Below are 14433 nucleotides of genomic sequence, written 5' to 3'. Positions count from 1 at the left end.
TTTTTTTCTTGCATCCGGCCACAAAAATGACCACATTAGACCCACCAAGAGACTTAAAAGATGAAGATGCAGGCATTAGAAATGGAAGCGGAGCGCACCATTCTCGAACAACTCAGGGCGGGGAACTATGAAGCCTTTGAACAAATTTATGACCGCTATAGCCCTAAATTAACCGGCAACCTGGTAAGGCTGCTCAAAGATCGTGATCTGGCGGCAGAATGCCTGCAGGAAATATTCGTCCGCCTATGGGAACATCGGGGAAGCATTGATCCTGAAAAATCCATCAAAGCCTACTTGTTCCGTATTTCTGAAAATATGGTATATGATATATTCCGGAAGGTAGCAAGGGATGAAAAGATGCGAGCCCATTTCATCTCCTTTACCACGGAGGCTTATGACCATATTGAAAAAGCCCTATTCGACCAGGAAGGAAGACAACTTCTTCATGAAGCCATAGACAAATTGCCGCCGCAGCGAAAAAGAGTGTACAGCATGTGTAAATTGGAAGAGAAAAGTTATAAGGAGGTTGCCGATCTACTGGGGATTTCCCAGGCAGCGGTGAATGATCATGTGACCAAGGCCAATGCATTCCTTAAAGATTATTTCTCTAGCCACCCTTTGCTACCGGTACTGATCCTGGCCTCTCTGTTATACAACAGCCTTTCTTGAAAATAAAAAAATAAAAAATTATACCACTCAGCTATTGATTTCTCCCCATAGTCCGTAAAGGCTATAAAAAAGGAGAAAGCTGTGGAAAATAACCAAATCCAATACCTATTCGAAAAGTACCTAAAAGGTACTATAACCGGGCAAGAGCTTGGCACTCTCCTTGACCTATTTCATGCCGAAAACGTTGACGAAGATCTGATGGCAAAGATCAGGTCTACGCTATCCGAAGAGAATGTACCCAATAACGACCAGGTCGAAGAAATAACCGGAAATGTAAAGGAAATCCTTTCCATCCAATTACGTCCCAGACCAAACGCTAACGTTCTTTGGATTTACCGCGCCTCCGCAGCGGCAATATTATTGGCCTTTGCCATAGCGGTCTTTTACGTTTTTGACCAGCAGCAGAAGAGTGCAGCTCCAACTACTATTGCAAAACAGTTAGAAATTCATCCTGGAACTGATAAAGCAGAGCTTATTCTTTCTGACGGAAGCAAGGTCTCGCTTTTTGATAAAGGTACTCTCCAAAATAGTAAAGATGGTATTGCGAGCCTAAAAGATGGAACATTAACCTATGGACAGCAGACAAGTGAAGCTGCCCTGCAAAACGAAGGATTTAATACCGTAAGGGTTCCAATGGGCGGCCAGTTCAAGGTTGTACTTGCCGATGGCTCCAAAGTGTGGCTGAATGCAGGCTCCTCCATTAAATACCCTGTCTCCTTTGGTATCACTTCACGAAAGATTGAGCTTACCGGTGAGGCTTACTTCCAAGTTGCAAAAAACAAAAAATTACCGTTCACAGTAAAGTCTACAGATATGGAGGTGACTGCACTGGGGACAGAATTTAATTTCAATACCTATTCCAATGAGCCTTTCGGTGCCGCCACATTATTGGAAGGCTCCTTAAGGATTCTTAACAGTCGATCACAAAAGACCGTCATAATAATACCTGGCGAGCAAGCTATTGTCGCCGGAGATGAGCTTCGGGTGCTGCAAGTTAACGGCGACGATTACTCGGCCTGGAAAGACGGTCTTTTTGTGGTCAACAAAGCTACCCTAAACGCATTTCTCAGACAGGTAGCTCGATGGTATAATGTAGATATAGCCGTAGTATCAAATGGTGACTCGGGTACGATTTCAGGGGAATTTCCCAAAAATATTCCGATTGCGGATCTTATCCATTCTTTGAAAAAAGTGACCGGTGTTAAATTGAAAATCGAAGGAAGGAGGATTGTGGAAGAAAAGTAAAGCAAGTTTCATATGTGTTTATAAAACCTGGCAAAAAAGAGCCGGAAGTTAGCGCTTCCGGCTGGTGCCAGGCAAAAACAAGAATACCGTTCAAAGCAAACTAATTTTTATTACCTAACGAATCAAATTTATGAATTCTAAAATTCAAATGAGAATTGTGCACGATAAAAAGTGTAACAATGACTGGAACCCAGCCATACCTGATAAATACGGCCTGTCGAGATGGCTTCGATTTGTCTTTTTGGTTGCCCTGCTCCTATTTTTATATTTCGCAGCCTCAGCACAGAAAGTAAGTATAACAGCCGATAGGCAGCAATTAAAGGAGGTATTGCAACAACTGCGTAAACAAAGTGGTTACGCTTTTATGTTCAATGATCAGCTTATTAAAAAAGCTAAACCGGTAAGCCTTACTGTAAAAGAAAGAGAGCTCATGGATGTCCTCCCAATGGTGTTCAAAGGCCAGCCTCTAGGCTATCAGGTCAATGGCAAAGTTATTACTGTGATTGAGGACAAAGGTTTTAGTATGCCAACTAAGAAACAACAAAGACCAATAAAAGGACACGTTGTCGATAGCCTTGGTCAACCACTATCTAATGTTACGGTAAGGATAAAAAATACAGACCAGGTTAGCCGATCCGACGAAGGAGGAACTTTTTATTTTACTGACTTGCCGGAAGGATCTGTCGTTTCCTTTAGCCTACTGGGCTACGGTGGTCGTGAAATAAGTGAATTTCATGACGGAATTATTGTCACCCTAAATGCTGTCCAAGGCATGTTAAATGAAGCTGTCGTAAATGTCAATACCGGCTATCAAAAAATTCCGAAGGAAAGAAGTACAGGTTCATTTGTTGTCATAGACAATGTATTACTCAGTCGACAAGTTTCAACGAACATCTTGGATCGGCTCAATGGCATTACGCCGGGGCTATTGTTCAATGGTCAGAATACTTCAGGTGTTCTTTCTACCGGAGCTGATCAAAAGGATTTGGGCATAAATATTCGTGGTCAAAGTACCATTTATGCCAATGCAAATCCTTTGGTTGTCGTTGACAATTTCCCATATGAAGGTGATATAAACAACATCAATCCTAATGATATAGAATCCATAACCATTTTAAAGGATGCTGCTGCTGCTAGTATATGGGGCGCCAATGCCGCCAATGGCGTTATCGTGCTTACTACTAAAAAGGGGAAATTAAATGAGCGCATTAATTTTTCTGTGAACAGCAATATTACATTCGTAAATAAGCCAAACCTTCTGAAGGATCAAAACTTTATCAGTTCTAAAGATTACCTTGATGCTGAAAAAATCCTTTTTGACAATGGCTATTATGACTATGACCTCGCTGATGTTTCCTCAAGGACGCCAGTTTCGCCCGGAGTTGAGATTTACTCCCAATTGCGAGATGGAAAAATAAATGCTGCTGAAGCCGATAGAAGATTAGCCTCATTATCGGCATCAAATTTAAGGAAGGATGTAGCAAAAGAAGTGTACAGGAAAGCTATATTACAACAATACTCATTATCCTTACGTGGTGGTACAAGTAATTTTACTTATTTTCTGTCTTCCGGATTTGACTTTAATAAGGAAAATCTAAAAAGAAATAATCTCAGCAGGTTTACGATAAATAGCATCAATACTTATCATCCCCTTAAAAATCTTGAAATTTCCACAACCATAAATTATAACAGGACAACTCAGGACCTGAATAATAATTTAACGCTTTCCAATCTTAAGACTACCGGACTAGGGAATTACAAAAACAATTATTTGTATCCTTACGCTGCACTGATCGGAGATCAGGGGCAGCATCTAGCCATTACCAAAGACTATAATTTTGCGTATGCTGAGTCTGCAATAGAGAATGGTTTCATGGATTGGACCTACCGACCTTTAGATGAGCTCATGCTAAAAGACTTTACTGTTAACAGGAATGATCTTGTGATGAAGGTCATGGCTAGTTATAACATATTGCCATCTTTAAAATTAGAGGTTCAATACCAGCACGAACAACAACAATTTGATTATAGGGATTACAATGCCCCAAATTCCTATTATGTAAGGAATTTGGTTAATAGGTTTACCCAGTTCGATAATTCAACTGGAGCTACATCATATCCCCTTCCACAGGGAGCTATTTTAAATTTAAGCAAGAACAACCTCTATGCTAATAATGGCCGCGCCCAACTTTACTTTGACCGGGACCTTGGCAAAGGAATTATTAATGCCATATTAGGCTATGAATTAAGAGAGCGAAGGACCGATGGCATAAACAGGCTTTCCTATGGCTACGACGAGCAATTCGGTACATCAGTGGATAATTTAAATTATAACTTTGCATATCCCAATAATCCCGGTGGCAGTTCCTATATTCCAGCTCCCGATGGTCGCGTCAGCGGTTCCATGACCCGTTATCTATCACAATATTTCAACGCTGCCTACACTTATGATAATCGTTATGTAGTATCATTGAGTGGACGCAGGGATGGCGCCAACATATTTGGTGTAAAAACTAATGATCGGATCACCCCTTTATGGTCTGCCGGTCTTAGCTGGAATATTAGTAACGAAGGATTCTACAAAGTTGAATGGCTACCGTTGCTAAAATTAAGAGCTACTTATGGATTCAACGGCAACGTGTATTATGGCTCAGCCTATCTATCCGGTGATTATTCCGTTTCTGCCATAACAGGTAATCCAAAAATAAGGATTACAACGCCCCCCAATCCCCGTTTGAGGTGGGAGCAAGTTGGCAATTCCAACGTGGGTATAGATTTCGCGACTAAAGAAAACAGAATTTCCGGCACACTGGAATTATACAATAAAAATGGCAGAGATTTGATTCAGCCCACATCACTGGCGCCACAGACTGGTTTCACTACCTATATGGCCAATACTGCAAAAACTAATGCAAAGGGAATTGATCTTAATGTGACATCAATTAACCTCAAAGGGCCAATAGTTTGGAGTACGACATTGCTGTTAAGTTTCTATAAGGATAAGCTTCAAAAGTATGATGCTCCTCAAACAATAGGTACCATCCGTAATTATGGTTCAGTGACTGGTTTGGCAGGAAGGTCTATGTACGGTGTTTATTCATATAGATGGGCGGGATTAGATCATGATACGGGGGACCCAATGGGTTTATTGAATGGCTTACCGAGCAAGGATTACACCGCGATACTAAATAATTTCAGTCCTGATTCACTTACTTATCATGGTTCTTCCAGGCCCACCAAATTTGGCTCCTTGCGAAATGATTTTCACTACAAAGGATTTTCGCTTAGCTGCAATATCGTTTTCAAACTGGGTTATGTTTTCAGGAGACCGTCAACTGCTACCTACTATTCAAAGGTGGTCGAGAATCAACCCCACTTAGATTATTCATTAAGATGGCAACAACCAGGCGATGAAATTAAAACCAATGTGCCGTCTATATTATATGATCAAAATGAAAATCGAAGCGTTTTCTATAATTTTTCGGAAGTTCTTGTAGAGAGCGGTAGTCATATTCGTTTGCAGGATATTCGGCTCAGCTATGCATTCCCATCCGATAAATTAAAGCGAAGTACTTTCAAAAGTTTACAGTTCTATAGCTACCTAAGTAATTTGGGTATTCTTTGGAAAGAGAATAAAAAGGGAATTGATCCGGATACATTCGGTTTCAATTTACCGAATCCATTTTCAATTGCCTTTGGTATAAACGCAAATTTTTAATGACCATGAAGAAAAAATATTTTTACAGCATGCTTTTTACTCTGATTGTTTTGTTCATAATTCAGGGTTGTAAACAAAGCGAATGGTTGGATGAAAAACGGGATAAGGAGCAGGTACGTCCCGAAACTGCGAAAGATTTTCAGGCCATTCTCGATAATACAGAATGGATCAATGGCCGCTTTATAAATACCGGAATAGCTACATCGAACAATGTTTATATACAGGATAAAGATTTTGCCTCGGTTAGCCCACTGGAAAGGCAAATTTATTTATGGAGCATGAATCCTTGGGATAACGCAAATGGTAGTTCCGGTGAATGGGATTGGATGTATGCAACAATTGAGTACGCCAATATTGTTCTCGATGGAATTGAAGAAGCCAAAATATCGGGTGAAGAAATCGAAAATATAAAAGGTCAAGCCTATTTCTATCGTGCAATAGCACTTTACAATTTGGCCAGTTTATTCTGTAAACAATATACTGAGCTAACGGCCGGTAATGAAAAAGGACTTCCAATTCGCCTGACCTCTGATGTAAATGCAATTGCTCAACGTTCTTCCCTGAAGACAACAATGGACCAGATAATATCAGATTGTAAGACAGCTATTACCAAGCTAAAGGTACAGCAAACTGTTATAACGCGCCCCGGTCAGGCCGCTGCTTATGCATTGCTATCAAAAATCCTGCTCAACAATGGAGATTATGCGGCAGCATTGGAAAATGCGGAACATTCGTTATCAAAAAAATCAAACATTTTGGATTTTAATAGCGGCACTGTTTCCTTAAATCAGACTTACCGGTTTCCCGCAAAAGGTGTTGGTAATGAGGAAATTATATTTTTTGCCTATTCTGGAATGAATGGAATTATCAGACCAACGACGAACACTAGGGGTACCGTAGACACAGCTCTCATGAAAATGTATGACGACAATGATTTAAGAAAGACTTTCTTTTATATCAAATCAGGATCTACTTACAAATTCAGAGGAAACTACACCGGCAACTTTCAAAACTTTTGTGGTCTTGCAACAAATGAAGTTTATCTTATCAAAGCAGAATGCCAGGCGCGTGCGTCAAAAACGATAGATGCTATGTCGACCTTAAATATGCTGCTGAAAAAGCGTTACAAAACCGGAACCTTTGTTGACTTAACAGCAAATTCCTCCGACGAAGCTTTAAGCCTGATCCTGCAAGAACGAAGAAAGGAGTTGCCTTTTACGGGCAATATACCCTGGGAAGATATTCGCAGATTGAATCTTGATCCGAAACGGCAGGTTAGGCTTACCAGGGTAATAAATGGACAAACCTATACTCTTACGCCTAACAGTGCAAGGTATGCATTACCGATTCCGGACTTCGAAATCAGGCTAAGTGGTATAGAACAGAATGATTATTAAAAATGAAAATAATGAAAACTTCCATATTGATTTTCCTTATGATTTTCTGTTTTGCAAAATCCGTTATATGTCAGGAAGCTAAGAGCAAGGGAAAGTTAAGTGTGACGGTGTTTTGGAAACAAGCGACGCCAAAAGACACACTATATTTAATAATTAACAATCCGGTGAACAGAAAAAAAAACCTGAATGAAATAAAGGCGTGTCTTAAAGGTGGTAAGTATAGTTTTACCGCTGATGTTTCGGATACCAGTGGCATCTTTTATATACAAAAACGGAGAACACATACCAATATAGGGGGGGTGTCACAATTTGATTTCCTTACAAAAGCGCAAAACTGGGTTGCCGGAGATAGCTTGGTTTTTACGTTCTCACATTACGCCGAGGGAGGAAATGGATCAACAGGCGCCCAATATACAGTTTCAGGCAGAGGGGCAACTAAATATAATCTGGCAAAAACTATTGATTCTATTCTTATCCATTCTTTCGATGTTGAGCCTGTGGATTGTAATCAACATCAAACAATATTTAATAATCCTTTTACAAGACAACAGGCCGCAGCAATGCAGTATTTAACAGATTACAAAGGAAAATTAACAAGCCAGGAATATGCTGCTCTTAAAGCTAACATTGATTACTTTAATGGCAATTTGTTATTTAGAAGGATTGCCGATTGTTATACCGGCACCCCGGATCAAGAGAAGAGAAGATTTATTGCGTTGTATAAGGAAAGAATCAATGATCTGGTGCCAAGGCCGATTAAAGGATCTGATTTACTCAATACTAACTACATTGACTTTCTAATGTACAAATATGCTAATGAATCAAAAATTATTAATCATGGTTCCCTTGATATTTCATGGTTGTACGATGAAATTGTGCGAAATGAATTCGGGCCCGTTCGGGATCGCCTGGTCGCTAAACTATTTTATCGGTATAGAAAACCGAACAATTTCAAAACGATTCTGACAGATGCAATGGCAATTGTCAAGGAGCATTATAGCAGAGAGCTTGTCATGGACTATTACAGCCAATTGACTGGTGCTGAATTAAAGGATTTTGCACTTTTAGACACCAACGACCAATTGGTTAACATTTCAAAATTTAGAGGAAAAGTTGTGGTTTTAGATTTTTGGACGGTTGGTTGTGGGGCATGTAGTGCTCTTTATCAAAATGTTATCCGCAAGATTAAATTAAAATTGGGCGATCAGAATAATATCGTTTTCATTTCGATAAATGCTGATAGCCGCAAGCAACGTTGGATAAAAGGGATCGACAGCGGAATGTTTACAGATAAAGATGCTATTAATCTTAATACCGGCCCTCAGAATATGAATCATCCTGCATTTACCTCAAATTCCATTACAGCTGTACCAACAGCGATACTTTTAGATCGTGACGGGAAGATCGTAAGGTTTAATACAGCAGAACTCTATACATTGGATGGCATGTTACTGGCCATTAATGAAGCTATAGAGAAAAAATGAAACTGACATATGCAATTTATTTTATCGAAGTAAATACTTCCGGGAAGCTTTGTCTCCCCGGAAGTATAGAGCATTAAAGCTGCGGTTGGCGAGTTTCGATTTTGAAACCATTAGTTTGTGCATCAACCTGGGATACAGGAGCAAGGTTATTGGTGATAGCATTTTGCGACGTGATCTCACAGGGCGATTCAAGAGGGAACATATCGCATTCAGAGCCGGGTGAGCTGCTCAATGTATAGTTGCTACCGCTAATGCCGGTTACATAATATACATGGAGTTTTGCAGAGCCTTCAGTTTTAGAAGGTGTTTCGGTTTTCGTTTCAGGAGTTCCTGCAAGTGCAGTCAAAGAAAGGCCAGTGGCGGCGGTAAATACGAGTACTAATTTTTTGAAGTTCATGTTTGTTTGATTTTTGATTAGGAAAAAGAGATTAGAACCAGTGAAAACAATCAGTTTGTACAATACACTGTACCAGAGTTAAATGCAAAGTTTTTCAATTACTACTTTCCCTGAGTAAATCATTTTTTATTTTTAAAATGATTTACGAGATGATGCCTAATTGAAGTATAGGGCTTCGGCATGACCCTAAAATTTATTATGATTACTTATCTGACTAGAGCTAGTATTTGTTCGGTAAGCTGTTTTCTTGCCAAGAATTCACATCTAGTTTTGATCGATATAAATTTCCAGCTGGTAATATGGTAAGAATTACAGTGTTTACAGTAGTAATAACGGCATTGCCTTTTGCAACCCATTCGATGTTTGGCCCTCTCGAATTTTTTACGGTAAGAAAAAAGTCGTTTTATATTTCGAAGCCCTGCTATTGCTTCGCCTGGTGTAGCATAGATTACTTTGCCGGTCGCTGTACATTTCGCTGACATGATCTCAAATGAAATTTAGCTTGCAATGGAATCGTAAGTATTATCGCACTACGAAGAGTAGGCTCCGTTAGCTATTATGAAATTTTTGAAATTAAAAAATTTCGTAACTTGAAGTTTAAAATCCTGTTTTTACACCAAGTGTGAACTGAATCACACCTGGCGCAAATGCATTAGCAGCTAAACACAATCGAGGTGTTAGTACCGTTAGTAGTCGTAGCATGCAGAGTACTTTTGTCTTTTCCTTTGCCGAATGCATTAAAGTTAAATACAGGCCTTTGATTCAATTGGGCTGTTTTTTTACTGTTTTTCATTTTATTAAACTTAAGGTCTAAAGGATAACCGCTTTGGTTATTTCTTACATGAAGGTACAATATGCTAGAGATGCTTTTGTAATACTCTGTACGAACATATTCTATAAAGTTCCCAATACCCCATATTATTTTCCCAATGATGAAAATGAAACTTAAAGCATTATCCCGGAAGCATCTCTTTATTTATCTATTTGCCACCTGTCTCTTTATAATTTGTGAGTCCAGGGGGCTGATTTTTACAAATAAAATTGGTAATCTATGGATTTACTTAGGCTTTATCAGCTGTGATATAGCTTATTTCTATTTTCTTGCCTTTTATTTCTTAAGGTGGTTAAACGAGAATTTAAAATATTGGGGACTAAAGGTTTTTGGGGCCGTGCTCCTAATTATATTGTATAGCATTTTCCTGGTCCGGCTCAATATTTTATTTAACCAGCTCCTAAATCAAAGTAAAACTTATGTACCAACCAGAGATGATTATTCATTTAGCTTCTGGCGGAGTATTTATATTTTCACTTATGGGTTAATTCATTGGTATATAAGCTTTAGCAGAGCAAAAGAAAAGGAACTTGAACAAGAACGCAAAATGAAGGTGGCTGCTGAACGTCGTGCCCTACAGCAGGAAAATTTGCACTTATGGGCCCAACTGGATGCCCATAATTGGAATACTGCATTAACCGAATTATACATGCGCTCGGCCAAACAGGATCCAGATCTGATGTTAGGATATGATTGTCTTATAAAGCTAACAGCTTACTCCCTGCAGACAGGTAATGCCAATGGAATGGCAGAGGTTTCCGAAGATATAACAGCTCTTGAGAATTACATTGCACTACTCAGTTGGAGTAACCGTGAAAAAGAAAAACATTACCGGCTAATTGTGAAGGGTAATAGTCCAAAAGGCAGGTTTATCCCTGCAAAATTAATGACACCCTTTATTGAGAATTTTTTCAAGTACGGCGACCTTTCTGATCCGCAAAACCCCGGAGAAATTCATGTCGAATATACGGATCATCAGCTGTACTTCCATTGCAGGAACCCTAAACACAAAAACAATGAAATTAAGGGTGGAAACGGGATTGGGATAGTGAACACCAGAAAGCGGCTCAACATTTTTTTTGCACAAAAACACTCCCTTGAGATTAGAAATGTTGATCGGGAATTTTCAGTCAAATTAATTATTACATTATGATTATACGAGTACTACTTGTTGATGACCATACAGCCGCTTTGGATATGCTTGAAATGCTTCTTTCTGATTTTTCGTATATTTCGGTAGTAGGTAAAGAAACCAACCCAATCAGGGCTTTAAATATGGTACTGGATGAAGATGCCAGAATTGATGTAGTTTTTGTTGATATCGAGATGCCTGAATTGTCAGGTGCCCGGTTTGCGGCAAAGGTCAAAGGCAAAGTTTTTACCGTTTTTACGACAGGTCACCCTGATTATGGACCAGATGCTATAGAAAATGATGTTATCGGTTATCTGATGAAACCCATTGACCGAGATAAGTTAATTGACGTGCTTGGGCGTATAAAAGCAAAAATATTAAGCCGTCAAACCCCTGCTTTGCCTTCGAGCCCACAGGAAATCTTTATTAATGGTAGCGGAAAGGGTACCAGGGTAAAGATCAGAGCCTTTGAAGTTGTTTTTGTTGAAGCTGCACGGAGTTATAGTATCTTGCATATGAACAATAATCAGCAGGTAATTACAACACATAACCTATCTGAAATGGAGGAACGGTTGCCCTTCCCCCATTTCGTGAGGATCCATAAATCTTACCTGATCAATTTCAATTTTATTCATTCCATAGACACTTTGGACGTAACGATGGAGAATGGTAAGCAGTTACCATTTGGCAGCACCTATAAGGAGAAATTTAAACTGGCTTTTAAGCTTCGCGGGCACAAGAACTAGATCTTACTGACATTTCTTTTTTGAGGACTTTAATTAAACAGTTGTAAAACACCATTTCATGAAGCCTTCGGTTGTCACTAAACAGTCGGTTAACATGCATATGTATAAAGTCGGTGAACAATGCCATTTTCCGTCTCTCAGGACAAGCTGCAAGCGCCCTGATAATGCAGTCAACAGCTGAAACTAAAGCCTTCTCGATTGAAGAACCAAATATTGTATTGCCGTCAATTTTTTGCGAAATGTAATAAGCGTTTATTTTTTTGAACTTTGCAGGTTCCATATTAAATTCATCATTGAACGCATTTACAATCTTGGTGATCCATTTATCCAAATGTGACTGCTCAAACCCAGCTTTTTCTCCAATGGTCCTGAAATAGTAAATGCAATGGTTGTATTTCTGTGCATCAGTAAGATTTAACCGGATCAATTGAAGAACAAGGCGACTATCTGTAGAAAAGGCCGATTCCACTTTTTCTATTCCGGCCATTGCATATCGCTCCCACTCTCTTTTATAACCCCTAAGTAATAACTCTGAAATTAAACCCTGGTTCAGGTAAGGGGCAAGCAAATTCTCAAACTCCGTCATTACCGGACCAAGGAATTCTCTGGACCTTAATAACAGGCGCAATCGCAGATGTTCTCCATGCTCATTGAATCTTATAAAAAACCATTTTCGGATCATCCTTTTTATCTTAATCAAATATCCATATACCTTATTTATTAATACTTCATTTGAACGCAAAGGATGACAATAGATCTCATAAGAAAGCCACTCACTTCCGGGTGCAAATATATTTTGAGGGTTTGTTACCATCCCGCTCATATCGGCAGTTTTATAATAGACTTCATTATGATGAATAAATGGGACAATCATTTGGCTTATTAAAGATTTTCCTTCTGTATTTTTCACAGCTGACTCTTTTGGCACAAAAGCTTCTTCGACTACCATTGTTTTTCTTCGTCTCAGTTGCCGTTCGATTTCCTTCCTATCATTTACAGAATGTAGGTCCAGGCACAAAGTCTGGTCTCCGTCCCCAATACTAACGTACCTTTTCTTTATCATTTTTAAAAGAAACGATGTATCAAATTTACCATCCGGCACAATTTCATTATACTCAATTATCCATCTGGCTTTTGATACAACGATATTTTTATATTGCACCCTTGGATAAAAGGTTCTATGGGGTAAATACTGGGATAGATTGAATGAGAAGTCGGTTCGCAATCCGTAATTCATCATATCACATAGGAAACGGAACAAAGGCAGATCGGACCTCCTGTAGTTATAGGCTGAAGCCATACGGGGTACAATCCTTCTTCCCAAACTTTTTGAACGAAGAATAATTTCCTGCCCTGCTATATTGATATAGATATCATTGAGTGATATAGGCTTGTTTCCAGTGCAATAATTTAGAATATTTACCTCATATTCATAAATCTGTTGCCTGCGGTTTACATTATCTACATTCGCTTCTGCCAAATAAGCAACATCAAAAAAAAGTACATCGGTGTTCGCATCCGATTCTACTGTCGCAATATCACGGCAAAACTGCTGCCAATTGTCACCCGACATAGAAAACCTTCCCGAAAGCTGGTTAACGCTGTATCCCCCGATTTTATCGAGAACAATTAAGTCGTCACAAATTGAAAAGACCGTTGTTACTGAATTGGGAACCATTATTCCTGGACGCTCAACTGACTTAAACGGGATTTTTTCAAGGTCAATGACCAGGGATAGATCTGTCCCAATACCACAATTAATGGACTTGGCTATTTTATCGATCATAAATTCTTCATTTTCTGATTCGACCAGTAGTTCTTCCACAAGTGCACTTGTTATGCTGGATTGTCCAAAATTTCCGTAGCCGATTCCCAGTTCGGGATCAAGGGCTTCCATAAGTGGCGTGTCCCGACAATCGAATTTTTTTAAAAATTCTTGTTTAAAAGTTTTGAGTTCATTCGGCTCTCCAATACTGCCCAGTCCCCTGCTATCTATAAATTGAATATAGGACTGCAGTTCCTTGATGATAGGATCCGGTAATGATCCATCAATATACTTCCTTTCAGAAATGATATAACTTTGCGTTTTATCGATATCCTTTGAATTTACACGATTGAAATAGTCTTCACCTATTATATTTATGTCCTCTTCCGTAAGCAGAAGTTGGCAGGCAACGAGCTGATCTATTATGCTAAAAAGGTCGTTTTCATTCTGAAATACTTCTTTTAGAGACCATTTGAGGCTGCTTATGAGGGTAGGATGTTTAAGACTTTCCAAAACAGAAAGGATACCTGGCAGATTATCAACTTCGCTCAACTGAAATTTATCACCTATTTTGATAAGGAACCTTATAGCATCAGAAACAACATAGTAACTGCTATTAGCAAATAATTTTTTATCCTTCAATATTATTTCATCCAGTTTAGGCCTGGAAAGATTCGCAATTTGCTTCCAGTCCACAAATTCATGAATAACCTGATCTGTGTTAAGAGTCATGCCCTTTGCCAAATTAATGTTAGTTGAGAGAGGGACAATGCTTGTACTTGCAAACGTTCCGAAAGGCACTGGCCTAAATTTAGCTCTGTTAAAGTATCGCTCAATGGTATTTCTGATCGGTTCCGGAGCTGCACTATAGGAGCAAAAGTCAAGGTCTACAATGAGCTTATAAAATTCCGGCGAAGAAAGGGCTATAGATTTCTTCAAAGCCTCCCAGCAACTTTCCAAAGTATCTTGAAATGAAAACTGGCAGGTGCGGATAATAGCCCGGTCAAATGGTATTAATTTCATTTTTTAGTTCGTTGGTCGATTTGAA

9 protein-coding genes are annotated in these 14433 nt (G+C 39.1%); 7 read left to right on the top strand and 2 right to left on the bottom strand.

The features are described from left to right. Window positions 1-66: 66 nt before the first annotated feature. From A9970_RS02145 to A9970_RS02125, 5 genes are all read left to right on the top strand, one after another. Complete coding sequence (locus A9970_RS02145; protein WP_182981117.1) at window positions 67-669, top strand: RNA polymerase sigma factor; 603 nt, start codon at window positions 67-69, stop codon at window positions 667-669. Window positions 670-750: 81 nt separating this feature from the next. Then, complete coding sequence (locus A9970_RS02140; RefSeq protein ID WP_182981116.1) at window positions 751-1914, top strand: FecR domain-containing protein; 1164 nt, start codon at window positions 751-753, stop codon at window positions 1912-1914. Between the two features lie 130 nt (window positions 1915-2044). After that, window positions 2045-5632 (top strand): SusC/RagA family TonB-linked outer membrane protein, encoded by a 3588-nt coding sequence (locus A9970_RS02135; protein ID WP_182981115.1) that lies wholly within the window; start codon window positions 2045-2047, stop codon window positions 5630-5632. A gap of 5 nt (window positions 5633-5637) precedes the next feature. Next, the gene (locus A9970_RS02130) at window positions 5638-7029 is read left to right on the top strand and encodes a RagB/SusD family nutrient uptake outer membrane protein (protein ID WP_182981114.1); all 1392 of its coding nucleotides are present in this window, start codon (window positions 5638-5640) and stop codon (window positions 7027-7029) included. 11 nt (window positions 7030-7040) lie between these two features. Then, on the top strand, window positions 7041-8513 hold the full coding sequence (locus A9970_RS02125; RefSeq protein ID WP_182981113.1) for a TlpA disulfide reductase family protein: 1473 nt from the start codon (window positions 7041-7043) through the stop codon (window positions 8511-8513). Between the two features lie 73 nt (window positions 8514-8586). Here the strand turns inward: A9970_RS02125 and A9970_RS02120 are convergent, their stop codons facing one another. Continuing rightward, window positions 8587-8910, bottom strand: coding sequence for a hypothetical protein (locus A9970_RS02120; RefSeq protein ID WP_182981112.1), 324 nt, complete (start codon window positions 8908-8910; stop codon window positions 8587-8589). A 1379-nt stretch (window positions 8911-10289) separates the two neighbouring features. Between A9970_RS02120 and A9970_RS02115 the strand changes: the two genes are divergently transcribed. Both A9970_RS02115 and A9970_RS02110 read left to right on the top strand, forming a co-directional pair. After that, window positions 10290-10895 (top strand): hypothetical protein, encoded by a 606-nt coding sequence (locus A9970_RS02115; RefSeq protein ID WP_182981111.1) that lies wholly within the window; start codon window positions 10290-10292, stop codon window positions 10893-10895. After that, window positions 10892-11620: a LytTR family DNA-binding domain-containing protein gene (locus A9970_RS02110; RefSeq protein WP_182981110.1), complete on the top strand. Its 729-nt coding sequence runs from the start codon at window positions 10892-10894 to the stop codon at window positions 11618-11620. The genes A9970_RS02115 and A9970_RS02110 overlap by 4 nt, the downstream gene beginning before the upstream one ends. Here the strand turns inward: A9970_RS02110 and A9970_RS02105 are convergent. Continuing rightward, entirely contained in the window at window positions 11595-14408 is a 2814-nt protein-coding gene (locus A9970_RS02105; protein ID WP_182981109.1) for a thiopeptide-type bacteriocin biosynthesis protein, read from the bottom strand. The genes A9970_RS02110 and A9970_RS02105 overlap by 26 nt on opposite strands. Window positions 14409-14433: the final 25 nt, after the last annotated feature.

The sequence above is a fragment of the Sphingobacterium sp. UME9 genome (assembly GCF_014170215.1).
Taxonomy (GTDB): Bacteria; Bacteroidota; Bacteroidia; order Sphingobacteriales; family Sphingobacteriaceae; genus Sphingobacterium; species Sphingobacterium paramultivorum.
The sequence above is the reverse complement of the archived record's forward strand: the minus strand, read 5'-3'. Positions and strand labels throughout refer to the sequence as shown.

Bases quoted from the DNA above. Each gene is read 5' to 3' on its own strand.
- A9970_RS02115 (WP_182981111.1), top strand. From the start codon at position 10,290: ATGAAGGTGGCTGCTGAACGTCGTGCCCTACAGCAGGAAAATTTGCAC.
- A9970_RS02120 (WP_182981112.1), bottom strand. From the start codon at position 8,910: ATGAACTTCAAAAAATTAGTACTCGTATTTACCGCCGCCACTGGCCTT.
- A9970_RS02125 (WP_182981113.1), top strand. From the start codon at position 7,041: ATGAAAACTTCCATATTGATTTTCCTTATGATTTTCTGTTTTGCAAAA.
- A9970_RS02145 (WP_182981117.1), top strand. From the start codon at position 67: ATGCAGGCATTAGAAATGGAAGCGGAGCGCACCATTCTCGAACAACTC.
- A9970_RS02135 (WP_182981115.1), top strand. From the start codon at position 2,045: ATGAATTCTAAAATTCAAATGAGAATTGTGCACGATAAAAAGTGTAAC.
- A9970_RS02130 (WP_182981114.1), top strand. From the start codon at position 5,638: ATGAAGAAAAAATATTTTTACAGCATGCTTTTTACTCTGATTGTTTTG.
- A9970_RS02105 (WP_182981109.1), bottom strand. From the start codon at position 14,408: ATGAAATTAATACCATTTGACCGGGCTATTATCCGCACCTGCCAGTTT.
- A9970_RS02110 (WP_182981110.1), top strand. From the start codon at position 10,892: ATGATTATACGAGTACTACTTGTTGATGACCATACAGCCGCTTTGGAT.